We start from the raw sequence: 21,543 nt of genomic DNA on the forward strand, positions 1-21,543 counted from the left end.
GCAGTTGAGGCAGTTGAGGCAGTTGAGGCAGTTGAGGCAGTTGAGGCAGTTGAGGCAGTTGAGGCAGTTGAGGCAGTTGAGGCAGTTGAGGCAGTATCAGAATTCATGAAAAGAAAAGCCGGGACAAGCCCGGCTTTTTCTTTATCACTCAGCAGCTGCTTCAGCAGCGGCCGGGCGGTCTACCAGCTCAATATAAGCCATAGGGGCGTTGTCGCCTGCACGGAAACCGCATTTCAGAATGCGAGTATAACCGCCGGCGCGCTCCAGGTAGCGCGGGCCCAGTTCATTGAACAGCTTAGCCACGATCGCGTTGTCGCGAGTACGGGCAAATGCCAGGCGACGATTAGCAACGCTATCAGTCTTGGCAAGGGTGATCAGCGGTTCAACTACACGACGCAGCTCTTTTGCCTTAGGCAGAGTCGTCTTGATGATCTCATGACGAACCAGGGAGCTGGCCATGTTGCGGAACATTGCCTGACGATGGCTGCTGTTCCGGTTCAGTTGACGACCACTCAAACGATGGCGCATGACCTTATCCTTCTAACTAAATCTGTGAAACCCGTAATCTGGATTACTCGTCAGCGATGCTGGCGGGCGGCCAGTTCTCAAGGCGCATGCCAAGAGACAGACCACGGGAGGCCAACACGTCCTTGATCTCAGTCAGGGACTTCTTACCGAGGTTAGGAGTCTTAAGCAACTCAACTTCGGTACGCTGTACCAGATCACCAATATAGTGGATAGCTTCTGCCTTCAGACAGTTCGCAGAACGAACTGTCAGCTCCAAATCATCGACAGGACGTAGCAGAATCGGATCAAACTCGGGTTTCTCTTCTTTCTTCTCGGGCACGCTGACATCGCGCAGATCCACGAAGGCTTCCAGTTGCTCGGCCAAGATAGTGGCAGAACGACGGATGGCTTCTTCAGGATCCAGGGTACCATTGGTCTCCATGTCGATGACCAGCTTGTCCAAGTCGGTACGCTGTTCCACACGTGCTGCCTCAACATTGTAGGCAATACGAACGATGGGGCTGAACGCGGAGTCCAGCAGCAGGCGACCAATAGGGCGCTCTTCGTCATCGTTGTGAACACGAGCAGAAGCAGGCACATAACCACGACCACGCTGAACTTTCAGGCGCATGCTGATTTCAGCATTGGCACCAGTCAGATGGCAGATTACGTGCTCCGGGTTTACGATCTCGACTTCATCACCGTGAGTGATATCACCAGCGGTAACGGGGCCTGTTCCAGACTTGGTCAGGGACAGAGTTACCTCGTCCTTGCCTTCCAGCTTCACAGCGATACCTTTCAGGTTGAGCAGGATTTCAAGAATGTCTTCCTGTACACCTTCTTTGCTGCTGTACTCATGCAGTACCCCGTCAATTTCGACTTCAGTAACTGCACAACCGGGCATAGATGACAGCAAAATACGACGCAGGGCGTTGCCCAGCGTGTGACCAAAGCCACGCTCGAGTGGCTCAAGAGTCACTTTCGCATGAGTCGGGCTAACTTGCTCGATGTCAACTAGCCGCGGTTTAAGAAAATCTGTTACAGAACCCAGCATTGTGTCCTCTCTTTAGAAGCTAGCTTTACTTGGAGTAAAGCTCGACGATCAGCTGTTCGTTAATGTCGGCAGACAGGTCGGAACGCTCTGGCAGACGCTTGAAAGCACCTTCCATTTTAGCGGCGTCAACCTCTACCCAAGTCGGCTTCTCACGCTGACCAGCAACTTCCAGGGAAGCTTTGATACGCGCTTGCTTCTTAGCCTTCTCACGAACGCAGATCACGTCCTCAGGGGAAACCTGGAAAGAAGGAATGTTCACAACGCGACCGTTTACCATGATGGCCTTGTGGCTCACCAGCTGACGAGATTCAGCACGGGTAGCGCCGAAGCCCATACGGTAAACAACGTTGTCCAAACGACCTTCCAGCAGCTGCAACAGGTTTTCACCGGTGTTACCCTTTTGACGGGCAGCGTCGCGGTAGTAGTTGCGGAACTGTTTTTCCAATACGCCGTAGATACGACGAACTTTTTGTTTCTCGCGCAGCTGAACACCGTAGTCGGACAGGCGCGCTTTACGCGCACCGTGCTGACCAGGGGCGGTGTCAATCTTGCACTTAGAATCAATCGCACGAACACCTGACTTCAGGAAGAGGTCGGTGCCCTCACGACGGCTAAGCTTAAGCTTAGGACCGATATATCTTGCCATCTTCTTTCTCCAACAATCCTAGACCAAGTAGCTACAGCGTTATACGCGGCGCTTCTTGGGAGGACGACAACCGTTGTGCGGGATCGGAGTCACATCAGTAATGTTAGTGATGCGGAAACCAGCCGCGTTCAGGGCGCGGATGGAAGACTCACGACCGGGACCCGGACCTTTGACCATGACTTCCAGGTTCTTGACGCCATATTCTTTGGCCATCTCACCAGCGCGCTCGGCAGCTACCTGAGCAGCGAACGGGGTGGACTTACGAGAACCACGGAAACCGGAACCACCAGAAGTAGCCCAAGACAGAGCATTGCCCTGACGGTCAGTAATGGTCACGATTGTGTTGTTGAAAGATGCATGAACGTGCGCAATACCGTCGCTCACTTGCTTTTTAACGCGCTTGCGAGCACGAGTCGGAGTTTTAGCCATTTTCTACCTTCCCGTTACTTCTTGATAGCCTTGCGCGGACCCTTACGGGTACGAGCGTTGGTCTTGGTACGTTGACCACGAACAGGCAGGCTACGACGGTGACGCAAACCACGGTAGCAACCCAGATCCATCAATCGCTTGATGTTCATGGAAATCTGACGACGCAGGTCACCTTCAACGGTGAATTTACCTACTTGTTCACGCAGACTCTCGATCTGAGCTTCGTCCAGGTCTTTAATTTTCACATTCTCAGCGATACCGGCTGCGGCACAGATGGCCTTGGAGCGGGTACGACCGACGCCATAAATCGCAGTCAAAGCGATGACTGCATGCTTATGGTCAGGAATGTTAATGCCAGCGATACGGGCCACTATTCACTCCTACATATAGTAGATTACGACCACCACAAAGCCCGTGAGCGGATACGTGGCGGTCAACCAATACACAACAAAAGTTGGCTGGCTATATTAGCCAGCACAACTATTTGTTGCAAGTACTAACCGTAAAAAATTAGCCTTGGCGCTGTTTATGCTTTGGCTCGCTGCAAATCACACGCACCACACCGTGACGCTTGATGATTTTGCAGTTACGGCAGATTGCCTTAACGGAAGCACGAACTTTCATTGCTTAACTCCGTAACTACGCCGACCTTTAGCGGCCGTAGCCCTTCAGGTTGGCCTTCCTCAGGACGTCGCCATATTGATGAGACATCATATGGGTTTGTACCTGAGCCATGAAGTCCATGATAACTACCACGATAATCAGCAGCGAAGTGCCACCGAAGTAGAACTGTACGTTCCAGGCAGTCATCAAGAACTGGGGTACCAGACAGATAAAGGTTATATAGAGCGCACCTGCCAATGTCAGGCGAGTCATAACCTTATCGATGTAACGTGCTGTCTGCTCGCCCGGGCGAATCCCCGGGATAAAGGCTCCACTCTTCTTCAGATTATCTGCTGTCTCGCGGGGGTTGAACACCAGCGCGGTATAGAAGAAGCAGAAGAAGATAATGGCTGCTGCATACAGCATCTCGTAAAGCGGTTGACCCGGCTGCAGGACCATAGAGACCTGTTGCAAGATATCAGCTACTTTACCCTCACCCTGACCAAACCAAGAGGTAATGGTCCCCGGGAAGAGGATGATACTGGATGCGAAAATCGCAGGAATCACACCAGCCATATTCACTTTCAACGGCAGGTGTGTGCTTTGCGCGGCAAATACCTGGCGGCCTTGTTGACGCTTGGCATAGTTAACGACGATACGACGCTGACCACGCTCTACGAACACCACAAAGTAAGTCACTGCGAAAACAATCAAGCCCAGCAACAACAACAGCAGGATGTGCAATTCCCCTTGACGTGCCTGTTCGGCCGTAGCGCCAATGGCATGCGGCAGACCAGCAACGATACCTGTGAAAATAATCAACGAGATACCATTACCAATCCCACGCTCGGTAATCTGCTCACCCAACCACATCAAAAACATGGTACCGGTGACCAGACTCACAACCGCTGTGAAATAGAAGCCTAGACCCGGATTAGTCACGAGTCCATGCATCATATTCGGCAGACCGGTTGCAATACCAATGGCCTGGAAAGTTCCCAAAACCAGCGTGCCCCAACGGGTATATTGGCTAATCTTGCGACGGCCGGATTCACCTTCTTTCTTGAGTTCAGCAAGAGCGGGGTGAACCACTGTCAGCAGCTGGATAATGATCGACGCCGAAATGTACGGCATGATCCCCAACGCAAGAATAGAAGCACGCGAGAGTGCACCACCACTGAACATGTTGAACATCTCAATGATGGTGCCCTTCTGTTGCTGGAACAACTCGGCCAGTACGGCGGCGTCAATACCAGGAATCGGCACATAAGAGCCTGCACGGAAAACGATAATCGCCCCGAGAACGAAGAGCAGACGGCTCTTCAGTTCACTCAGACCACCCTGTGCTTTAACATCCAATCCTGGTTTCTTAGCCATTGTACTGATTATTCCTCGATTTTACCGCCAGCGGCCTCGATGGCTGCGCGTGCACCTTTGGTGACGGACAGACCACGAACGGTCACAGCACGGTCAATGTTGCCTGACAGAACAACTTTAGCGAACACGATGTTCTTAGTAACAACACCGGCTTGCTTCAGAGTGCTCAGGTCGACCACATCACCTTCTACCAGGGCGATTTCGTTCAGACGCACTTCGGCAGAAACCAAAGATTTGCGAGAGAAGAAACCGAACTTCGGCAGACGGATTTTCAAAGGCATCTGGCCGCCTTCGAAACCGTTGCGGACTTTACCGCCACCGGAACGAGAGGTCTGGCCTTTAACACCACGACCACCAGTCTTGCCCAGGCCGGAGCCGATACCACGACCACGACGTTGTTTTTCAGGCTTGGAACCAGCGGCCGGAGACAGAGTGTTCAGACGCATGCTTAGCCCTCCACCTTAACCATGTAATAAACCTGGTTGATCATGCCGCGTACGCAAGGAGTATCTTCCAGCTCAACGGTGTGACCAATGCGACGCAGACCCAGACCACGCAGAGTCGCCTTGTGCTTTGGCAGACGGCCGATAGAGCTGCGAGTTTGAGTTACTTTTACAGTGTTAGCCATGTCGCATTACCCCAGAATTTCTTCAACGCGCAGACCACGCTTGGCAGCGATCTGTTCCGGTGATTGACCGTGAACCAGAGCGTCTACAGTAGCGCGAACAACGTTGATTGGGTTGGTGGAACCGTAGGTCTTGGCCAGCACGTTGTGGATACCGGCAACTTCCAGAACAGCACGCATGGCGCCGCCTGCAATGATACCAGTACCTTGGGAGGCCGGCTTCATGAACACGGTGGAGCCAGAGTGAACACCACGCACCGGGTGGTGCAGAGTGCCGTTGTTCAGCTCAACCTTGTTCAGGTTACGCTTAGCCTGTTCCATTGCTTTTTGAATAGCAGCCGGAACTTCACGGGCTTTACCGTAACCGTAACCTACACGGCCGTTACCATCACCCACCACGGTCAACGCGGTGAAGGACATGATACGACCACCTTTAACAGTTTTCGAAACACGGTTTACTGCAATGAGCTTTTCTTGCAGTTCGCCGGCTTGAGATTCGACTTTAGCCATCTTCGACTCCTAGCTTAGAACTGAAGACCAGCGTCACGTGCGGCAGCTGCCAGGGCAGCGATGCGACCGTGATACTTGAAACCGGAACGATCGAAAGATACGTTCTGAACGCCTTTGGCAATAGCACGCTCAGCGATAGCCTTACCTACAGCGGTAGCAGCATCTGCGTTACCGGTGTATTTCAGAGCTTCACTGATGGCTTTCTCTACTGTGGAAGCAGAGGCCAGAACTTCGGAACCGTTGGCTGCAATAACCTGCGCATAGATATGACGCGGGGTACGGTGAACAACCAGACGGGTAGCTCCCAGTTCCTGCATCTTTTTCCGAGCACGAGTAGCACGACGGAGACGAGCTGCTTTCTTGTCCATAGTGTTACCTTACTTCTTCTTAGCTTCTTTAGTACGCACTTGCTCGTTGGCATAGCGTACACCCTTGCCCTTGTAGGGCTCCGGAGCGCGGTAAGCACGGATATCGGCGGCGACTTGGCCAACCAGCTGCTTGTCGACGCCACGCAGAACGATTTCTGTAGCAGTCGGGCACTCAGCGGTCACACCAGCCGGCAGCGCATGCTCTACCGGGTGAGAGAAGCCCAGAGCCAGCGCAACAGCATTGCCCTTGATGGAGGCTTTATAACCTACACCAACCAGCTGCAGCTTGCGCTCGAAGCCTTGGGTAACACCGATTACCATGTTGTTGACCAATGCACGGGCAGTACCGGCCTGAGCGTCAGCACCAGCGATGCTGCCGCGCGGGGCGAACTTCAGTACATTGTCTTCTTTGGTCACTTCTACACCGGCGTGAATAGAGCGAACCAGAGAACCTTTACCACCTTTGATGGTCAGTTCCTGGCCGTTCAGAGTCACCTCTACGCCAGCAGGAATAGTGACGGGTGCCTTAGCAACACGAGACATTTCCTACCTCCTATTAAGCGACGTAGCAGATGATCTCACCGCCCATGCTTGCTTTGCGAGCAGCACGGTCAGTCATCACACCTTTAGACGTGGACACGATAGCAACACCGAGACCGCCCATAACTTTCGGCAGATCAGTAGTGCGCTTGTAAATACGCAGGCCTGGACGGCTTACGCGTTGGATCAGTTCTACAACTGGCTTGCCCTGGAAATATTTCAGTTCAATTTCCAGTTCCGGCTTCACGTCACCAGCTACGGAGTAGCCAGCGATGTAACCTTCTTCTTTCAGCACTTTGGCGATAGCCACTTTCAGCTTGGAAGAAGGCATGGAAACCGCAACTTTGCTCGCCGCCTGACCGTTACGGATGCGGGTCAGCATATCCGCGATCGGATCTTGCATGCTCATAAGTCTAACTCCCGAGATTCGTTACCAAGAAGCCTTCTTCAGGCCCGGAATTTCGCCCTTCATGGCATGCTCACGCACCTTGATGCGAGACAGGCCAAACTTGCGCAGGAAACCGTGCGGACGACCAGTAATATTGCAACGGTTACGCTGGCGGGACGGACTGGAATCACGGGGCAGCTGTTGCAGTTGCAGTACAGCATCCCAACGCGCTTCTTCAGAAGCGTTCATGTCAACGATGATAGCTTTCAGCTCGGCACGCTTGGTCGCGTACTTGGCTACCAGCTTGGCACGCTTTGCTTCGCGCGCTTTCATGGATGTTTTAGCCATAACCCTAACCTTACTTGCGGAATGGGAAGTTAAAGGCAGCCAGCAGAGCACGGCCTTCTTCATCGGTATTCGCGGAAGTGGTGATGGTGATATCCAGACCACGGACGCGATCGACTTTGTCATAGTCGATTTCCGGGAAGATGATCTGCTCACGCACGCCCATGGAGTAGTTACCACGACCGTCGAACGCTTTAGCGTTCAGGCCACGGAAGTCACGGATACGCGGTACGGAGATGCAGATCAGCCGTTCCAGGAACTCCCACATACGCTCGCCACGCAGGGTTACTTTACAACCTATCGGGTAGCCTTCACGAATCTTGAAGCCCGCAACAGATTTGCGAGCTTTGGTGATCAGCGGCTTCTGACCGGAAATGGCAGCCATATCGGCAGCAGCATTTTCCAGCAATTTCTTGTCAGAGATCGCTTCACCAACACCCATGTTCAGGGTGATTTTCTCGATCCGAGGGACTTGCATGATAGTCTTGTAACCGAACTGCTTGGACAGTTCATTTACTACATCGGATTTGTAGTAATCATGCAGTTTCGCCATCGTTAAACTCCAATTACTTCACAAGTTCGCCGGTGGATTTGAAGAAACGGACTTTTTTGCCGTCTTCAATCCGGAAACCAACGCGGTCAGCTTTGCCAGTGGCAGAGTTGAACAGCGCTACGTTTGATACATCGATGGGGGCTTCTTTGGTGACGATACCGCCAGCCTGACCCAGTGCGGGTACCGGCTTCTGGTGTTTCTTCACCTGGTTGATGCCTTCCACGATTACCTTACCTTTTGCAATCAGGACTTGAGTGACTTTGCCACGCTTGCCCTTGTCTTTGCCGGTAAGAACAATCACTTCGTCTTCGCGACGGATTTTAGCTGCCATCGTTCGACTCCTTACAGTACTTCGGGTGCCAGGGACACAATCTTCATGAACTTCTCATTACGCAGTTCACGGGTCACCGGGCCAAAAATACGAGTACCGATTGGCTGTTGGTTGTTGTTAAGCAACACAGCCGCATTGTTGTCGAAACGGATGACAGAGCCGTCCGGACGACGAACGCCTTTACGGGTGCGTACGACCACCGCGTTATACACATCACCTTTCTTCACTTTACCGCGAGGAATGGCTTCCTTGATGGAAACCTTGATGATGTCGCCGATGCCGGCGTAACGGCGGTGCGAGCCACCCAGAACCTTAATACACATTACACTGCGAGCGCCGGAGTTGTCGGCAACACCCAGCATACTTTGCATCTGGATCATCTTAGTGCTCCGCTTTGTTTACTTCTTATCCCTAATGGGATCTGGCTGCCTTCAAAAGGCGCGAAACTATAACACAGGATTTTCAGAAAAGGTAGCCTAAAAAACAAACGGCCCCTGAAAGGGGCCGCTTGGACTACAAAGTACCGATTAGGCCTTTTCTACAACGGCAACCAGGGTCCAGGACTTGGTCTTGGACAGCGGGCGGCATTCGCGGATTTCCACGAGGTCACCAGCTTTGCACTCGTTGTTTTCGTCATGCACGTGCAGCTTGGTAGTGCGCTTGATGATCTTACCGTAGATCGGGTGCTTTACCTTGCGCTCGATAGCAACAGTGATGGACTTGTCCATCTTGTCGCTGATTACACGACCTTGCAGAGTACGGATCTTGTCAGTCATTACGCACCTGCCTTCTCAGTCAGTACAGTCTTGATACGTGCGACGTCACGACGCACTTGTTTCAGAGTGTGAGTCTGAGCCAGCTGGCCGGTGGACGCTTGCATGCGCATGTTGAATTGCTCACGCAGCAGGCCCAGCAGCTCCTGGTTCAGTTCTTCGACGCTCTTTTGACGCAGATCTTGGGCTTTCATCACATCACCGTCTTAATTACGAAAGTGGTCTGAACAGACAGCTTAGCTGCGGCCAGGGCAAACGCTTCACGCGCCAGAGCCTCAGGTACACCGTCCATCTCGTACAGAACCTTGCCAGGCTGGATCGGGCAAACCCAGTATTCCACGTTACCCTTACCTTTACCCATACGAACTTCGAGGGGCTTTTCGGTGATGGGCTTGTCCGGGAACACACGGATCCAGATCTTACCTTGACGCTTAACGTGACGGGTCATGGCACGACGGGCTGCTTCGATTTGACGAGCAGTCAGTTGACCACGGGATGTCGCCTTCAGGCCAAAGGTACCGAAGGATACTTCGTTACCAGAGGTGGCCAGACCGCGGTTACGACCCTTGTGGGTCTTGCGGAATTTAGTACGCTTAGGTTGCAACATTTACCGAATCTCCTTACTTAGCAGCGCGGCGCTTGTTGTCACGCTTGGGCTTTGCAGGAGCTTGCTCTTGAGCAGCGGCAGCGTTAACAGCAGCCAGACCGCCCAGAACTTCGCCCTTGAAGATCCAAACTTTAACGCCGATCACACCGTAAGTGGTGTGGGCTTCAGAAGTTGCGTAGTCGATGTCGGCACGCAGGGTGTGCAACGGCACACGACCTTCACGGTACCATTCGGTACGCGCGATTTCAGCGCCGCCCAGACGACCGGAAACTTCCACTTTGATGCCCTTGGCACCCAGGCGCATTGCGTTCTGTACGGCGCGCTTCATAGCACGACGGAACATTACACGACGCTCCAGCTGGGAAGTGATGCTGTCGGCAACCAGTTTGCCATCCAGCTCCGGCTTGCGGACTTCGGAAATGTTGATCTGAGCAGGCACGCCAGCAATAGTGGCTACAGCTTTGCGCAGTTTCTCAACGTCTTCGCCTTTCTTACCGATGACAACACCCGGACGAGCGGTGTGAATGGTCACACGGATGCTCTTGGCCGGACGCTCAATGGTGATCTTGGACAAGGACGCGTTTTTCAGTTCCTTGGTCAGGAACTGGCGTACTTGAAAATCGCTGTACAGGTTGTCAGCGAAGTCTTTGGTGTTCGCGAACCAGGTAGAATTCCAAGGCTTGGTAATACCCAGGCGAATGCCATTAGGATGTACTTTCTGACCCATTGCTTATCTCCCAGCCTTAGCGTCGGATACCACTACAGTGATGTGAGCGGTACGCTTGAGGATACGATCCGCACGACCTTTGGCACGCGGACGGATGCGCTTCATGGAGGGACCTTCGTCGACCATGATAGTAGCAACACGCAGCGCGTCGATATCGGCGCCTTCGTTGTGCTCAGCGTTTGCAATGGCAGATTCCAGCACTTTCTTAACCAGCACTGCAGCCTTTTTCGGGCTGAAGGTCAGGATATTCAGAGCCTTGTCTACGGACAGACCACGTACTTGATCGGCTACCAGACGAGCTTTCTGGGCAGAAGTACGGGCATAACGGTGTTTAGCGATAGCTTCCATCATTTATCCCTTAGCGCTTCTTAGCCTTCTTATCAGCAGCATGGCCGCGATAAGTACGAGTCGGTGCGAATTCACCCAGTTTGTGACCGATCATTTCTTCGGTAACGAAAACCGGAACGTGCTGACGACCATTATGGACAGCGATGGTCAAACCGATCATGTTCGGGATGATCATTGAACGACGGGACCAGGTTTTAACCGGCTTTTTATCCCCGCTTTCCACCGCTTTCTCTACCTTCTTCAGCAAGTGCAGGTCAATAAATGGACCCTTCTTGAGAGAACGTGGCATGGTGATTCCTCTATGTTAACAATTACTTGTTACGACGACGTACGATGTACTTGTCGGTACGCTTGTTCTTACGGGTCTTGAAGCCTTTAGCCTTCTGGCCCCATGGGGACACAGGCTGCATGCCCTTGTTACGACCCTCACCACCACCGTGCGGGTGGTCAACCGGGTTCATCGCCATACCGCGAACGGTCGGACGAATACCACGCCAGCGGTTTGCACCGGCTTTACCCAGTTGACGCAACATGTGCTCGGAGTTACCGACTTCACCGATGGTAGCGCGGCACTCGGCCAGAACTTTACGTACTTCGCCGGAACGCAGACGCAGAGTTACATAGTTACCTTCACGAGCCAGGATCTGGATGAAAGTACCAGCGGAACGAGCCAGCTGGGCACCTTTACCAGGCTTCATCTCTACAGCGTGAACGGTAGAACCAACCGGGATGTTGCGCATCGGCAGGGCGTTACCTACCTTGATGGCTGCATCAGCACCAGAAGCGATCGCGTCACCAGCTTTCAGGCCTTTCGGAGCCAGGATGTAACGACGCTCACCGTCTGCATACAACACCAGAGCGATGTTAGCGGTACGGTTCGGATCGTATTCCAGGCGCTCTACTTTAGCCGGGATACCGTCTTTGTCGCGCTTGAAGTCGACGATACGGTAGTGCTGCTTGTGACCACCACCGATATGACGGGTAGTGATACGGCCGTTGTTGTTACGACCACCGGACTTGCTTTTGCTGTCCAGCAGAGCGGCGAAGGGCTTGCCCTTGTACAGCTCTTGATTGACGATCTTGACGACGTGGCGGCGGCCCGGAGAAGTAGGCTTGCACTTAACGATTGCCATTTTTGAGAACTCCTCTTACTCGGCTGCGCCCATGAAGTCGATGTCCTGACCAGCTTTCAGGGTCACATAAGCCTTTTTCCAATCGGAACGACGGCCTACGCGTGCACCTGCGCGCTTGGTCTTACCCTTCATGTTCAGGGTACGGACGGTCTCAACTTCGACCTCGAACAGTTTCGCAACTGCAGCTTTGACTTCCGCCTTGGTAGCATCAACAGCAACTTTGAACACGATAGTGTTCTGCTTTTCTGCAACCATGGTGCTCTTTTCAGAGATGTGCGGAGCCTTCAGAACTTTCAGCAGACGCTCTTCACGGATCATGCCAGCATCTCCTCGATTTGCTTAACTGCGTCAGCAGTCATCAGAACCTTGTCGAAAGCGATCAGGCTGACCGGGTCGATACCGGCAACGTCACGCACGTCAACTTTGTACAGGTTGCGAGCAGCCAGGAACAGGTTCTCATCGACTTCAGCAGTCACGATCAGAACGTCAGTCAGTTCCATTTCTTTCAGCTTGGCGATCAGTTCTTTGGTCTTCGGAGCTTCGATGCCGAACTTCTCAACAACGATCAGGCGCTCTTGACGTACCAGCTCGGACAGAATGCTACGGATAGCGCCGCGGTACATCTTCTTGTTTACTTTCTGGCTGTGATCTTGCGGCTTAGCAGCAAAAGTCACACCACCGGAACGCCAGATGGGCGAACGGATGGAGCCAGCACGGGCACGACCAGTACCCTTCTGACGCCACGGCTTTTTGCCGCCACCAGACACTTCAGAGCGAGTCAGCTGCGCACGAGTACCCTGACGGGCACCAGCGGCATATGCAACGACGACCTGGTGAACCAGAGCTTCGTTGAATTCGCGCCCGAAGGTAGTCTCGGAAACTTCAAGAGCGCTCTTGGCGTCTTTCATTACCAATTCCATTACTATCTCCTCAGACGTTACGCTTTGACGGCAGGTTTGACGATCACGTTGCCGTTGGTTGCACCCGGTACTGCACCTTTGATGAGCAGCAGGTTGCGTTCAGCGTCAACACGAACCAGTTCCAGGTTCTGAGTCGTTACACGCTCAGCACCCATGTGACCAGCCATCTTTTTGCCCTTGAATACACGACCCGGAGTCTGGTTCTGACCGATAGAACCCGGAACGCGGTGAGACAAGGAGTTACCGTGGGTCATATCCTGGGTGCGGAAGTTGTGGCGCTTAACAGTACCAGCAAAGCCCTTACCTTTGGATGTGCCGGTAACGTCTACCAGCTTAACGTCAGCGAGAAGATCTACTTTCAGCTCGCTACCAACAGTGAAAGTTTCACCGTTGTTCAGGCGGAATTCCCACAGACCGCGACCGGCTTCTACACCAGCTTTGGCGAAGTGGCCAGCTTCCGGCTTGGTCACACGGCTGGCTTTCTTGGCGCCAGTGGTAACCTGAATAGCGTTGTAGCCGTCGGTTTCTACAGATTTGACCTGAGTTACACGGTTAGCTTCAACTTCGATAACAGTCACCGGGATAGAAACGCCATCTTCAGTGAAGATGCGAGTCATACCCACTTTGCGACCTACAAGACCGATTGTCATTGTTATCAACCTCTTTCCGTAATTAACCCAGGCTGATCTGGACGTCTACACCAGCTGCCAGATCCAGACGCATCAGGGCGTCTACGGTCTTGTCAGTCGGCTCAACGATGTCTACCAGACGCTTGTGAGTGCGGATCTCGTACTGATCACGCGCATCTTTGTTGACGTGCGGGGAGATCAGGACGGTGAAGCGCTCTTTGCGAGTCGGCAGCGGAATAGGACCGCGAACCTGCGCGCCAGTGCGCTTAGCAGTTTCAACGATTTCCGCAGTGGATTGATCAATCAGGCGATGATCAAAAGCCTTCAGGCGGATACGGATTCTTTGGTTCTGCATTGACAGAGCTCCAATAGATAAAAGAACATAAATCAACACCGCCCGACCGAGATTGCTCCCGCCAGAGGTGTGATTTTTCACGTTTCCCCCCATATCGGGAGGACTGTATGGCTGGCTCCTGTAAACAGGAAACTCAGCAGCAGACATATCGTCTGGCTTACCTCATGGGTAAGCGGAGGGGATTATACGGATTTTTCAAATTTGCGCAAGGGAGAGCGAACAGATTATGCGCAGTTTTATGTGACAGATGGATCTCGCCTGCGGCAACACACTCTGCTGCCGACACCAAGGTAACGACAATGTTACAAGCAGACTGGTAGACTGTGCGCTTGCCTCTGTCAGTGGAACGACATCCCATGCTCAAAGATCAAAAGAAAGCCTATCAGTATGGCCTTTGCGCCGTTGCCCTCTGGTCGACGGTCGCCACAGCCTTCAAGATCTCCCTCGCCTATTTCGAACCTGTGCAACTGTTGCTTGTGGCCGCCTTCACCTCGACTCTCACGCTGACAGCCGTCGTCGCCAAACAGGGCAAACTGCCGCTGCTGGGGAGCTACATCAAGGCCCGCCCTTTCTACTACCTGACTCTGGGCGTGCTGAATCCCTTTCTCTATTACCTGTTGCTGTTCAAAGCCTATGATCTGCTGCCTGCCCAGCAGGCACAGACCCTCAACTACACCTGGGCCATTACCCTCAGTCTGCTGGCCGTCCCCTTCCTCGGCCAGAAGCTGCGTCGGCGCGATGGCGTCGCCATCGTGCTCGGCTACTTTGGCGCACTGGTGATCGCCACCAGAGGGGATGTATTCGGCCTCCAGTTCGACAGCCCCCTCGGCGTGACGCTGGCGCTGGTCTCGACCCTCATCTGGGCCAGCTACTGGATCCTCAACACCCGCAATCAGGGCGATCCCATCGTCAGCCTGTTGCTCGGCTTTATGATCAGCCTGCCTTTTATCGTCGTTGCAACCTGGTTGCTCTCCGATTTTGCCATGACCGCCTGGCAGGGATGGGCTGGAGCCATCTATGTGGGACTGTTCGAAATGGGCTTCGGTTTCGTGCTCTGGCTGATGGCGCTGCGCCATGCCACCAACACGGCTCCCATCAGCAACCTCATCTTTATCTCGCCGTTTGCCTCACTGGTGCTGCTCAATCTGCTGATCGGCGAAGCCATCCATCCGGCCACCCCCATCGGGTTGGCGCTCATCGTTGCCGCCCTGCTGATCCAGCAGCTCAAGTACGGCAAACGCTATCGAGCATCAGTCGAAACCAAAAGCTGACCATGCAGAAGGGCGTATCCACGGATACGCCCTTCTCTCAATCCATCCACTCCTGTGGCTGATGTTTCGGCAGCCGCATCTCGACCAGCAGGCCGCCGAGCTCCGAGCTTCCCAACCGGATAGTGCCATGGTGCTGGGCGACTATCTTGGCCACGATGGCCAACCCCAAGCCACTGCCGCCAACGGTACGCGCCACATTCCCCTGAGTAAACGGCTTGAGCACCCGGGAATAGTCCTGCTCCGGAATGCCGGGGCCATCATCGGAGAGGCGCAGGCGCACCCAGTGCCCATCGTCCTTGAGCTCGGCATGCAAGCGGCTCGCCCCATAGCGCTGCGAGTTGCTTGAGAGGTTGTTCAACACCCGCCGGATACTGACCGGATTGCAGGCCACCCGCACCGCCTCTTGCGGCAGCGCCAGATCGACCTCCAGCCCCTGCTCCGAGTAGATCAGCAAGGTATCGTGCACCAGCTGGGTCAGGTCGATCGGCTCCAGATCCTGGCCCTCATCCGGGCGGATGTAATCGATGAACTGATCGATGATGGCATTGGACTCATCAATGTCGGCGTTGATGCTCTCCTTGAGGTACTCGTCACCGGAGGACATCATCTCGGTCGCCAGCCGGATGCGGGTCAGCGGGGTACGCAGATCATGGGAGACCCCCGCCATCATCAGGTTACGCTCTTCGATCAGGCTCTTGATGGAGTGCGACATATGGTTGAAGGTGCGGGTCAGTCGCCTTACTTCTCGTGAACCCAGCTCCCCCAGCGCCTCGGGGAAATGGCCTCTGGCCACCGCAACAGCGCCAGCTTCGAGATCCTCGAGCGGGCGCACCAACTGCCGGGCAAAGCGCCAGGCCGCAAACAGGGTGATCACCAGCAGCACGCTCAGATAGATGATGAGGGGTTCGATATCGTCATCTTCGATCTCGGTCAGCGGGATCCGCACCCAGATTTTGCTGGCCTGCGGCGGCTGGATCCAGATGATGTAGTGATCCTGGATCTCGACCCGCACCTTGGCCGGGCCACCCAGCTCGCGGCTGATGTTCTCCTCCAGATAGGGGTACGGCTTGGCCTCGTTGAAGCCATGCTGCACCGCCTCGCTCTGGGTATAGATGTCGGTACCGGTCGTCACATAGACCAGCGCCTCGGCATCTTCGCTCAGTGCCAGTTGTTCAGTGTTGACCGGAAAGATCAGCTTGACCTGGTTGGCCAGCAAGTGACTGATCTGCTTGACGGTTGGTGCCAGCAGATAGTTATAGAAGGTGACGTAGGAGACTGCTTGATAGACCACCAGAACGGCGGCCAGAAACCAGAGCATGCGTGAGAACATGCTGCCGACCTTTTTCATGCACCGTCACCATCTGGCACGAACACATACCCCAGACCCCAGACGGTCTGCAGATAGCGGGGCTGGGCCGGATCCTGTTCCAGCAGGCGGCGCAGGCGAGAGACCTGCACGTCGATGCTGCGCTCGGTGGCGGTGTATTCGCGGCCACGGGCCAGATTCATCAGCTTGTCGCGGGAGAGCGGTTCACGCGGATGGCTGACCAGCACTTTGAGCACCGCAAATTCACCGCTGGTGAGCGCCATCGGCTCGCCATCCCGGCTCAGCTCGCGGGTCGCCAGATTGAGTTGAAAGGCGCCGAAGTTGACCACCTTCTCTGCAGCAGAAGGGGCCCCCGGCAGCTCGACGGTATGGCGGCGCAGCACGGCACGGATCCGCGCCAGCAGTTCGCGGGGGTTAAACGGCTTGGGCAGATAGTCATCAGCCCCCATCTCGAGCCCGACGATGCGATCCACTTCATCCCCCTTGGCGGTGAGCATCAGCACCGGGATCTGGTTGCCAGCCTCGCGCAGACGGCGGCAGATGGAGAGCCCATCCTCCCCCGGCAGCATCAGGTCGAGCACCATCAGGCTGAAGTTTTCACGAGTCAGCAAGCGATCGGCCTGCTCGCCATTGGCCACGCCGCGCACTACGAATCCCTGCTCGGTGAGATAGCGTTCCAACAGGGAACGTAATTTCAGGTCATCGTCCACGACCAGGACCTTGTATTGCTGCTGACTCATTGCTTTGCCTCTTCATTCTTTAGCTGCCCCCAATACTAGGGGGGGATATAGCGGGAGCAAAGCACAAATATGTTACCGGTTATTACCCATCCCGAGAGCGTGACGGCCATCAAGTCACTGCGCTGGCCATCCACATCCTGAATGGCTCCCGCCAAGCTGGCGCAATTTCTCTCGACAGCCAGAGGACAAAAGCTAATATTCCCGAGCAGTTAGCGATGAATACCCCTCTTTGACCAGGTCCGCATCACCATGAAGACAAAGCTGATCACCCGCGAAGGCTACAACAAGCTGAAAGAAGAGCTCGATTTCCTCTGGCGTCAGGAGCGCCCCGAGGTCACCAGGAAGGTGGCATGGGCCGCCAGCCTGGGGGATCGCAGCGAAAATGCTGACTACCAGTACAACAAGAAGCGGCTGCGGGAGATCGACCGGCGGGTGCGCTACCTGCGCAAATGTCTCGAAGAGCTGGGGATCGTCGACTATGCCCCGGCGCAGGAGGGCAAGGTCTTCTTCGGCGCCTGGGTCGAGGTGGAAAACGAAGAGGGCGAGACCAAGCGCTTTCGCATCGTCGGCTATGACGAGATCTTCGAGCGCAAGGATTACATCTCCATCGACTCCCCCATGGCCCGCGCCCTGCTCAAGAAAGAGGTCGGTGATGAGGCCATCGTCCGTACGCCAGTTGGTGACGTCTGCTGGTATATCAACGAGATCAGCTACCCCAAATAGCCGGACTACTGGTGAGCGGCTTGCCACAGGCACATCCTGGGTCACAGGTGCAATGGCAAGATATGCGCTCTCCCCTGCGACTTATCAGTCTGACTGGTGCAGACCCCGGCGCAGGGTGGCATCCCGCAACACGACCCCATATAGTGCTCACACTTGGCGCCTGATGGCGCGGACTCGACCACAGAGGCCCTCAACAACATCATGATGCAAACCATAGAGAGACAGATTGCCGGTGAGCTCAATGCTCGCCCCGAGCAGGTGCAGGCCGCAGTGCGCCTGCTGGATGAAGGCTCGACCGTGCCCTTTATCGCCCGTTACCGTAAAGAGGTGACCGGCGGTCTGGACGACAGCCAGCTACGTACTCTGGAGAGCCGCCTCGGCTATCTGCGTGAACTGGAAGATCGCCGTCAGGTGATCATTCGCTCCATCGAAGAGCAGGGCAAACTGACCCCCGAGCTGATGCGCGAATTGAATGGCGCCGACAGCAAGACCCGACTGGAAGACCTCTACCTCCCCTACAAGCCCAAGCGCCGCACCAAGGGGCAGATGGCGATCGAAGCCGGGTTGGAGCCGCTTGCCAACCTGCTGCTCAGCGACCCGATGCAGGATCCCGAGCAAGCTGCAGCCACCTTCCTCAATCCCGAACAGGGCATTGCCGACAGCAAGGCTGCCCTCGACGGCGCCCGCTATATCCTGATGGAGCGCTTCGCCGAGCAGGCCGACCTGCTGGAGAAGTTGCGCGACTACCTGTGGCAAAATGCCACCCTGCGCGCCCGCGTGGTGGCAGGCAAGGAGCAGGAAGGGGCCAAGTTCAAGGACTATTTCGAACACGACGAACCACTGCACAAGGCCCCCTCCCACCGGGTGCTGGCCATGCTGCGCGGCCGCAATGAGGGGATCCTCAATCTGGCGCTGGTCACCGGTGACGACGAGAGTGCCAGCCCCTGCGAAGGGATCATTGCCCACCACCTCAAGCTCAATCTGCAGAACCGCCCGGCCGACAAATGGCTGCAGGGGGTAGTGAGCTGGACCTGGAAGATCAAGTTGTCGCTTCAGATGGAGACCGAGCTGATCGGTCGCATCCGCGAGTCGGCAGAGGAGGAGGCGATCAAGGTGTTCGCCATGAACCTCAAGGATCTGCTGATGGCGGCCCCGGCCGGCATGCGCTGCACCATGGGGCTGGATCCGGGCATCCGCACCGGGGTCAAGGTTGCCGTGGTGGATGCCACCGGCAAGCTGGTCGATCACGCCACCATCTATCCGTTCGAACCGAAACGCCAGATTGATCAGAGCCTCAAGACCCTGAGCGAGCTGTGCCAGAAACACAAGGTCGAGCTCATCAGCATCGGCAACGGCACCGCCTCGCGAGAGACCGACCGGCTGGTAAGCGATCTGTTCGAGCGCTACCCCGCCGCCAAGGCGCAGAAGATAGTAGTCAGCGAAGCGGGGGCCTCGGTCTACTCCGCCTCCGAGCTCGCCTCCCAGGAATTCCCGGATCTCGATGTCTCGATCCGTGGCGCCGTCTCCATCGCCCGCCGCCTGCAAGACCCGCTGGCCGAGCTGGTCAAGATCGACCCCAAGAGTATCGGGGTGGGCCAGTATCAGCACGACGTCGGCCAGAGCCAGCTGGCCCGCCGACTGGATGCCGTGGTTGAGGATTGCGTGAACGCGGTCGGGGTCGATGTGAACACCGCCTCGGTCGCCCTGCTCAACCGGGTTTCCGGCCTCTCCCAGACGCTGGCCCAGAACATCGTCGCCTATCGGGATGAGCACGGTGCCTTCAAGAGCCGTCAGCAGTTGCTGAAAGTGAGCCGACTCGGCCCCAAAGCCTTCGAACAGTGCGCCGGCTTCCTGCGCATTCGCGGCGGCAGCAATCCCCTCGACAGCTCAGCGGTACACCCGGAGTCCTATCCGGTCGTGGAGCGGATCCTCGCCAAGCTGGAGCAGACCGTGGAGAGCCTGCTCGGCAACAGCAGCCTGCTGCGCAGCCTGAAACCGGCCGATTACACCGATGAGCAATTCGGCGTACCTACCGTCACCGACATCATCGGCGAGCTTGACAAGCCGGGCCGCGACCCGCGCCCCGAGTTCAAAACCGCGACCTTCAAGGAAGGTGTGGAGCAGATCAGCGACCTGGTGCCAGAGATGGTACTGGAAGGTGTAGTCACCAACGTCACCAACTTCGGCGCCTTCGTCGATATCGGTGTTCATCAGGACGGTCTGGTGCACATCTCCTCCCTGACCGACCGTTTCGTCAAGGATCCCCGTGAGGTGGTCAAGGCGGGCGACATTGTGCGGGTCAAGGTGCTGGAAGTGGACGCCCCGCGCAAGCGGATCAGTCTGACCATGCGCCTCGACGAAAAGGCAGGGCAACCCGCCCGCAAGCCGGCTGAAGCGCGCAACAGCAGTGCTGGCAACACCAAACCAAGAAATGAGCCGCGCCAAAGCCCCCCTATGGGTGGTGCCATGGGCAACGCCTTCGCGGCGGCGCTCTCCAAAGCGAAAAAGTAACGACACCGCCCGAACGCCTCTGAATGCAAAAAGCCCCGCAAGGGGCTTTTTTACACGCGAAGCTCTGGATCACTGCGCCAAGGCAGCAAGAATGCTCTCGGGCTCTCCATGCTGGGCCAGCACCTCCCGCAGTCGGTTGAATGCCTTGCAGGCCTCTTGCGGATACTTGCCGTAAGAGACGACGCCGGTGTGGCTCCAGCCAGCCGCCAGCATCACTTTCTTCTTGAAACTGGTTCCTTCAGTTCCCCCTCCTCCGAGCTGCATCAGAAACTGCTCCATCTGCAGGTGGGGAGGCGGTACACGGGAGAAGGTGGTGAAATCTTCCGCTTTGACTTCATCGAAATGCATGACAGCTCCTGTGAAATTGGAATGGGCCTGATCTTCAGGTTAGTTGCAAAACAGGCAAAGCAGCTGAAAGTTTGGTGAGGGGGGATTCAGATATGCAGACTGAGGGACTGGGTCGAGGCCGGGCTGACAGCCTGTCGATAGTGGCCAGCGATGACGCTGTTGCGCTTGTCCATATAGGCACTCAGCACGCCGCCCGATTTTGCGCTCTGCTCGGCCATCAGCTCTTTGCGCGCCTTGGCTTCACTGGCGGCGGCGCTGCGCGCGACGGCCAAATCCTGCGCAGAAGGCTCGGCAGGCGCCAGCGCTGCAGAGCGGATCTGCTGCATCTTGGCGATGGTAGCGGCAGGGTCACCGGGTACGACACTGGTATCGATCTGGACTTCGCCACCCGTCGCATAACGCTTGCCATCCGGCCCTTGCGTAAACTGATAGGTGGGCGAGCTGGCGTACTCTCCACCCGCAGACTGGTGCGCCTGCTCGTGAGTGCGCACCTCCTTGTCACGCTCGATAAGATCCTGAACCTGCTGCTCTTGCCGCTGTTGCTGCTCCTGTTGTTTGGGATCTTGCTGCTTGCGCTGCCCATCCTCACCGGTTGCCTCGACAAAGCGATTGTCTGGCAGTGTCGTCGGGGCTAATTGCCCGGTTTCACGGCTGTTCTGGGAGGCCTGATTGCTGGAGGCCTGACCGGCTTTGGATTTCTCTTTTTGGGAGCCGACTTCGGATTCAGCAACGGAGGCCTGGCCCGCTCGGGCCTGCGGGATCAGTTCTGCCCGGCGATTATCCGTCCTCGCCGCTTCCACCTGGGGTTGCAGCTGTGTCGGGATAAGAGGGGGCAGACTGACATTGATGTTCATC

The 21,543-nt window shown here is 55.7% G+C and carries 35 protein-coding genes; 3 read left to right on the forward strand and 32 right to left on the reverse strand.

Annotated features, from left to right (window positions below; all coding sequences use genetic code 11):
* Positions 1-144 precede the first annotated feature (144 nt).
* The 28 genes from rplQ to rpsJ form a co-directional block, all read right to left on the reverse strand.
* The gene (gene rplQ / locus AB5Y90_RS05485) at positions 145-528 is read right to left on the reverse strand and encodes a 50S ribosomal protein L17 (RefSeq protein ID WP_005307999.1); all 384 of its coding nucleotides are present in this window, start codon (positions 526-528) and stop codon (positions 145-147) included.
* A 43-nt stretch (positions 529-571) separates the two neighbouring features.
* On the reverse strand, positions 572-1,561 hold the full coding sequence (rpoA, locus tag AB5Y90_RS05490; protein ID WP_005307997.1) for a DNA-directed RNA polymerase subunit alpha: 990 nt from the start codon (positions 1,559-1,561) through the stop codon (positions 572-574).
* Positions 1,562-1,586: 25 nt separating this feature from the next.
* A complete protein-coding gene (rpsD, locus tag AB5Y90_RS05495; RefSeq protein ID WP_005340600.1) occupies positions 1,587-2,207 on the reverse strand; it encodes a 30S ribosomal protein S4 in 621 nt (206 codons plus the stop codon).
* Between the two features lie 39 nt (positions 2,208-2,246).
* The gene (rpsK, locus tag AB5Y90_RS05500; protein WP_005307993.1) at positions 2,247-2,636 is read right to left on the reverse strand and encodes a 30S ribosomal protein S11; all 390 of its coding nucleotides are present in this window, start codon (positions 2,634-2,636) and stop codon (positions 2,247-2,249) included.
* 14 nt (positions 2,637-2,650) lie between these two features.
* Positions 2,651-3,007, reverse strand: a complete 357-nt coding sequence (rpsM, locus tag AB5Y90_RS05505; RefSeq protein WP_005307991.1) for a 30S ribosomal protein S13 — start codon at positions 3,005-3,007, stop codon at positions 2,651-2,653.
* 139 nt (positions 3,008-3,146) lie between these two features.
* Positions 3,147-3,260 (reverse strand): 50S ribosomal protein L36, encoded by a 114-nt coding sequence (gene rpmJ, locus AB5Y90_RS05510; RefSeq protein ID WP_005319705.1) that lies wholly within the window; start codon positions 3,258-3,260, stop codon positions 3,147-3,149.
* Positions 3,261-3,287: 27 nt separating this feature from the next.
* Positions 3,288-4,616 carry a preprotein translocase subunit SecY gene (secY, locus tag AB5Y90_RS05515; protein WP_005340602.1) on the reverse strand — a complete coding sequence of 443 codons (1,329 nt, stop codon included), beginning with the start codon at positions 4,614-4,616 and terminating at the stop codon, positions 3,288-3,290.
* An 8-nt stretch (positions 4,617-4,624) separates the two neighbouring features.
* Entirely contained in the window at positions 4,625-5,062 is a 438-nt protein-coding gene (gene rplO, locus AB5Y90_RS05520; RefSeq protein ID WP_005340604.1) for a 50S ribosomal protein L15, read from the reverse strand.
* Between the two features lie 2 nt (positions 5,063-5,064).
* Complete coding sequence (gene rpmD / locus AB5Y90_RS05525) at positions 5,065-5,244, reverse strand: 50S ribosomal protein L30 (protein ID WP_005307985.1); 180 nt, start codon at positions 5,242-5,244, stop codon at positions 5,065-5,067.
* A 6-nt stretch (positions 5,245-5,250) separates the two neighbouring features.
* Positions 5,251-5,751, reverse strand: a complete 501-nt coding sequence (rpsE, locus tag AB5Y90_RS05530; RefSeq protein ID WP_005340605.1) for a 30S ribosomal protein S5 — start codon at positions 5,749-5,751, stop codon at positions 5,251-5,253.
* A 14-nt stretch (positions 5,752-5,765) separates the two neighbouring features.
* Complete coding sequence (rplR, locus tag AB5Y90_RS05535) at positions 5,766-6,119, reverse strand: 50S ribosomal protein L18 (RefSeq protein ID WP_005340606.1); 354 nt, start codon at positions 6,117-6,119, stop codon at positions 5,766-5,768.
* Between the two features lie 9 nt (positions 6,120-6,128).
* The gene (rplF, locus tag AB5Y90_RS05540) at positions 6,129-6,662 is read right to left on the reverse strand and encodes a 50S ribosomal protein L6 (protein ID WP_005340607.1); all 534 of its coding nucleotides are present in this window, start codon (positions 6,660-6,662) and stop codon (positions 6,129-6,131) included.
* Positions 6,663-6,675: 13 nt separating this feature from the next.
* Entirely contained in the window at positions 6,676-7,068 is a 393-nt protein-coding gene (gene rpsH / locus AB5Y90_RS05545) for a 30S ribosomal protein S8 (RefSeq protein WP_005307980.1), read from the reverse strand.
* Between the two features lie 21 nt (positions 7,069-7,089).
* Complete coding sequence (gene rpsN, locus AB5Y90_RS05550; RefSeq protein WP_005340609.1) at positions 7,090-7,395, reverse strand: 30S ribosomal protein S14; 306 nt, start codon at positions 7,393-7,395, stop codon at positions 7,090-7,092.
* Between the two features lie 10 nt (positions 7,396-7,405).
* Positions 7,406-7,945, reverse strand: coding sequence for a 50S ribosomal protein L5 (rplE, locus tag AB5Y90_RS05555; protein ID WP_005331162.1), 540 nt, complete (start codon positions 7,943-7,945; stop codon positions 7,406-7,408).
* 13 nt (positions 7,946-7,958) lie between these two features.
* On the reverse strand, positions 7,959-8,276 hold the full coding sequence (gene rplX, locus AB5Y90_RS05560; protein ID WP_005307977.1) for a 50S ribosomal protein L24: 318 nt from the start codon (positions 8,274-8,276) through the stop codon (positions 7,959-7,961).
* A gap of 11 nt (positions 8,277-8,287) precedes the next feature.
* On the reverse strand, positions 8,288-8,656 hold the full coding sequence (gene rplN, locus AB5Y90_RS05565; RefSeq protein WP_005307975.1) for a 50S ribosomal protein L14: 369 nt from the start codon (positions 8,654-8,656) through the stop codon (positions 8,288-8,290).
* A gap of 147 nt (positions 8,657-8,803) precedes the next feature.
* Positions 8,804-9,052 carry a 30S ribosomal protein S17 gene (gene rpsQ, locus AB5Y90_RS05570; protein ID WP_005307966.1) on the reverse strand — a complete coding sequence of 83 codons (249 nt, stop codon included), beginning with the start codon at positions 9,050-9,052 and terminating at the stop codon, positions 8,804-8,806.
* Entirely contained in the window at positions 9,052-9,243 is a 192-nt protein-coding gene (gene rpmC, locus AB5Y90_RS05575) for a 50S ribosomal protein L29 (RefSeq protein ID WP_005307965.1), read from the reverse strand. The genes rpsQ and rpmC overlap by 1 nt, the downstream gene beginning before the upstream one ends.
* Positions 9,243-9,656, reverse strand: coding sequence for a 50S ribosomal protein L16 (gene rplP, locus AB5Y90_RS05580; protein ID WP_005340612.1), 414 nt, complete (start codon positions 9,654-9,656; stop codon positions 9,243-9,245). Before rplP ends, rpmC begins: the two co-directional genes overlap by 1 nt.
* A gap of 13 nt (positions 9,657-9,669) precedes the next feature.
* Positions 9,670-10,383, reverse strand: coding sequence for a 30S ribosomal protein S3 (gene rpsC, locus AB5Y90_RS05585; protein ID WP_005307962.1), 714 nt, complete (start codon positions 10,381-10,383; stop codon positions 9,670-9,672).
* A gap of 3 nt (positions 10,384-10,386) precedes the next feature.
* Positions 10,387-10,731, reverse strand: coding sequence for a 50S ribosomal protein L22 (gene rplV / locus AB5Y90_RS05590; RefSeq protein ID WP_005319741.1), 345 nt, complete (start codon positions 10,729-10,731; stop codon positions 10,387-10,389).
* Positions 10,732-10,741: 10 nt separating this feature from the next.
* Positions 10,742-11,020, reverse strand: a complete 279-nt coding sequence (gene rpsS / locus AB5Y90_RS05595; protein ID WP_005307960.1) for a 30S ribosomal protein S19 — start codon at positions 11,018-11,020, stop codon at positions 10,742-10,744.
* Between the two features lie 22 nt (positions 11,021-11,042).
* Positions 11,043-11,864, reverse strand: coding sequence for a 50S ribosomal protein L2 (gene rplB / locus AB5Y90_RS05600; RefSeq protein ID WP_005340614.1), 822 nt, complete (start codon positions 11,862-11,864; stop codon positions 11,043-11,045).
* Positions 11,865-11,879: 15 nt separating this feature from the next.
* A complete protein-coding gene (gene rplW, locus AB5Y90_RS05605; protein WP_342690021.1) occupies positions 11,880-12,179 on the reverse strand; it encodes a 50S ribosomal protein L23 in 300 nt (99 codons plus the stop codon).
* A complete protein-coding gene (rplD, locus tag AB5Y90_RS05610) occupies positions 12,179-12,784 on the reverse strand; it encodes a 50S ribosomal protein L4 (RefSeq protein WP_005340616.1) in 606 nt (201 codons plus the stop codon). The genes rplW and rplD overlap by 1 nt, the downstream gene beginning before the upstream one ends.
* 17 nt (positions 12,785-12,801) lie before the next feature.
* Positions 12,802-13,434: a 50S ribosomal protein L3 gene (gene rplC / locus AB5Y90_RS05615; RefSeq protein WP_005340620.1), complete on the reverse strand. Its 633-nt coding sequence runs from the start codon at positions 13,432-13,434 to the stop codon at positions 12,802-12,804.
* A 22-nt stretch (positions 13,435-13,456) separates the two neighbouring features.
* Complete coding sequence (gene rpsJ / locus AB5Y90_RS05620; RefSeq protein ID WP_005307944.1) at positions 13,457-13,768, reverse strand: 30S ribosomal protein S10; 312 nt, start codon at positions 13,766-13,768, stop codon at positions 13,457-13,459.
* Positions 13,769-14,124: 356 nt separating this feature from the next.
* Here rpsJ and AB5Y90_RS05625 point away from each other — a divergent pair, with 356 nt between their 5' ends.
* Entirely contained in the window at positions 14,125-15,039 is a 915-nt protein-coding gene (locus tag AB5Y90_RS05625; RefSeq protein WP_005355344.1) for a DMT family transporter, read from the forward strand.
* Between the two features lie 37 nt (positions 15,040-15,076).
* Here AB5Y90_RS05625 and envZ read toward each other — a convergent pair whose 3' ends face one another.
* Complete coding sequence (gene envZ, locus AB5Y90_RS05630) at positions 15,077-16,387, reverse strand: two-component system sensor histidine kinase EnvZ (protein WP_139747017.1); 1,311 nt, start codon at positions 16,385-16,387, stop codon at positions 15,077-15,079.
* Positions 16,384-17,106, reverse strand: a complete 723-nt coding sequence (ompR, locus tag AB5Y90_RS05635; protein ID WP_005340625.1) for a two-component system response regulator OmpR — start codon at positions 17,104-17,106, stop codon at positions 16,384-16,386. The genes envZ and ompR overlap by 4 nt, the downstream gene beginning before the upstream one ends.
* 249 nt (positions 17,107-17,355) lie before the next feature.
* Between ompR and greB the strand changes: the two genes are divergently transcribed.
* On the forward strand, positions 17,356-17,829 hold the full coding sequence (gene greB, locus AB5Y90_RS05640; RefSeq protein WP_005355349.1) for a transcription elongation factor GreB: 474 nt from the start codon (positions 17,356-17,358) through the stop codon (positions 17,827-17,829).
* 201 nt (positions 17,830-18,030) lie between these two features.
* Positions 18,031-20,340, forward strand: coding sequence for a Tex family protein (locus tag AB5Y90_RS05645; RefSeq protein WP_257124153.1), 2,310 nt, complete (start codon positions 18,031-18,033; stop codon positions 20,338-20,340).
* Between the two features lie 69 nt (positions 20,341-20,409).
* Here AB5Y90_RS05645 and AB5Y90_RS05650 read toward each other — a convergent pair whose 3' ends face one another.
* Positions 20,410-20,688 (reverse strand): hypothetical protein, encoded by a 279-nt coding sequence (locus AB5Y90_RS05650; protein WP_005340630.1) that lies wholly within the window; start codon positions 20,686-20,688, stop codon positions 20,410-20,412.
* Between the two features lie 86 nt (positions 20,689-20,774).
* Positions 20,775-21,542, reverse strand: a complete 768-nt coding sequence (locus tag AB5Y90_RS05655; protein ID WP_257124152.1) for a putative metalloprotease CJM1_0395 family protein — start codon at positions 21,540-21,542, stop codon at positions 20,775-20,777.
* Between the last annotated feature and the right edge of the window lies 1 nt (position 21,543).

Source organism: Aeromonas sp. R4-1, assembly GCF_040908325.1.
Taxonomy (GTDB): domain Bacteria; phylum Pseudomonadota; class Gammaproteobacteria; order Enterobacterales; family Aeromonadaceae; genus Aeromonas; species Aeromonas veronii.

Bases quoted from the DNA above. Each gene is read 5' to 3' on its own strand.
- rpsC (WP_005307962.1), bottom strand. From the start codon at position 10,383: ATGGGTCAGAAAGTACATCCTAATGGCATTCGCCTGGGTATTACCAAG.
- rpmD (WP_005307985.1), bottom strand. From the start codon at position 5,244: ATGGCTAACACTGTAAAAGTAACTCAAACTCGCAGCTCTATCGGCCGT.
- AB5Y90_RS05625 (WP_005355344.1), top strand. From the start codon at position 14,125: ATGCTCAAAGATCAAAAGAAAGCCTATCAGTATGGCCTTTGCGCCGTT.
- AB5Y90_RS05655 (WP_257124152.1), bottom strand. From the start codon at position 21,542: ATGAACATCAATGTCAGTCTGCCCCCTCTTATCCCGACACAGCTGCAA.
- rpsH (WP_005307980.1), bottom strand. From the start codon at position 7,068: ATGAGCATGCAAGATCCGATCGCGGATATGCTGACCCGCATCCGTAAC.
- rpsN (WP_005340609.1), bottom strand. From the start codon at position 7,395: ATGGCTAAAACATCCATGAAAGCGCGCGAAGCAAAGCGTGCCAAGCTG.
- rplR (WP_005340606.1), bottom strand. From the start codon at position 6,119: ATGGACAAGAAAGCAGCTCGTCTCCGTCGTGCTACTCGTGCTCGGAAA.
- rpsE (WP_005340605.1), bottom strand. From the start codon at position 5,751: ATGGCTAAAGTCGAATCTCAAGCCGGCGAACTGCAAGAAAAGCTCATT.
- rplC (WP_005340620.1), bottom strand. From the start codon at position 13,434: ATGACAATCGGTCTTGTAGGTCGCAAAGTGGGTATGACTCGCATCTTC.
- ompR (WP_005340625.1), bottom strand. From the start codon at position 17,106: ATGAGTCAGCAGCAATACAAGGTCCTGGTCGTGGACGATGACCTGAAA.
- secY (WP_005340602.1), bottom strand. From the start codon at position 4,616: ATGGCTAAGAAACCAGGATTGGATGTTAAAGCACAGGGTGGTCTGAGT.
- rpsK (WP_005307993.1), bottom strand. From the start codon at position 2,636: ATGGCTAAAACTCCGACTCGTGCTCGCAAGCGCGTTAAAAAGCAAGTG.
- rplD (WP_005340616.1), bottom strand. From the start codon at position 12,784: ATGGAATTGGTAATGAAAGACGCCAAGAGCGCTCTTGAAGTTTCCGAG.
- rplN (WP_005307975.1), bottom strand. From the start codon at position 8,656: ATGATCCAGATGCAAAGTATGCTGGGTGTTGCCGACAACTCCGGCGCT.
- rplX (WP_005307977.1), bottom strand. From the start codon at position 8,276: ATGGCAGCTAAAATCCGTCGCGAAGACGAAGTGATTGTTCTTACCGGC.
- AB5Y90_RS05645 (WP_257124153.1), top strand. From the start codon at position 18,031: ATGATGCAAACCATAGAGAGACAGATTGCCGGTGAGCTCAATGCTCGC.
- rplV (WP_005319741.1), bottom strand. From the start codon at position 10,731: ATGGAAGCTATCGCTAAACACCGTTATGCCCGTACTTCTGCCCAGAAA.
- rplF (WP_005340607.1), bottom strand. From the start codon at position 6,662: ATGTCTCGTGTTGCTAAGGCACCCGTCACTATTCCTGCTGGCGTAGAG.
- rplO (WP_005340604.1), bottom strand. From the start codon at position 5,062: ATGCGTCTGAACACTCTGTCTCCGGCCGCTGGTTCCAAGCCTGAAAAA.
- greB (WP_005355349.1), top strand. From the start codon at position 17,356: ATGAAGACAAAGCTGATCACCCGCGAAGGCTACAACAAGCTGAAAGAA.
- rpsJ (WP_005307944.1), bottom strand. From the start codon at position 13,768: ATGCAGAACCAAAGAATCCGTATCCGCCTGAAGGCTTTTGATCATCGC.
- rpmC (WP_005307965.1), bottom strand. From the start codon at position 9,243: ATGAAAGCCCAAGATCTGCGTCAAAAGAGCGTCGAAGAACTGAACCAG.
- rplB (WP_005340614.1), bottom strand. From the start codon at position 11,864: ATGGCAATCGTTAAGTGCAAGCCTACTTCTCCGGGCCGCCGCCACGTC.
- rpmJ (WP_005319705.1), bottom strand. From the start codon at position 3,260: ATGAAAGTTCGTGCTTCCGTTAAGGCAATCTGCCGTAACTGCAAAATC.
- rpsD (WP_005340600.1), bottom strand. From the start codon at position 2,207: ATGGCAAGATATATCGGTCCTAAGCTTAAGCTTAGCCGTCGTGAGGGC.
- envZ (WP_139747017.1), bottom strand. From the start codon at position 16,387: ATGAAAAAGGTCGGCAGCATGTTCTCACGCATGCTCTGGTTTCTGGCC.
- rpoA (WP_005307997.1), bottom strand. From the start codon at position 1,561: ATGCTGGGTTCTGTAACAGATTTTCTTAAACCGCGGCTAGTTGACATC.
- rpsQ (WP_005307966.1), bottom strand. From the start codon at position 9,052: ATGACTGACAAGATCCGTACTCTGCAAGGTCGTGTAATCAGCGACAAG.
- rplP (WP_005340612.1), bottom strand. From the start codon at position 9,656: ATGTTGCAACCTAAGCGTACTAAATTCCGCAAGACCCACAAGGGTCGT.
- AB5Y90_RS05650 (WP_005340630.1), bottom strand. From the start codon at position 20,688: ATGCATTTCGATGAAGTCAAAGCGGAAGATTTCACCACCTTCTCCCGT.
- rplE (WP_005331162.1), bottom strand. From the start codon at position 7,945: ATGGCGAAACTGCATGATTACTACAAATCCGATGTAGTAAATGAACTG.
- rpsS (WP_005307960.1), bottom strand. From the start codon at position 11,020: ATGCCACGTTCTCTCAAGAAGGGTCCATTTATTGACCTGCACTTGCTG.
- rplQ (WP_005307999.1), bottom strand. From the start codon at position 528: ATGCGCCATCGTTTGAGTGGTCGTCAACTGAACCGGAACAGCAGCCAT.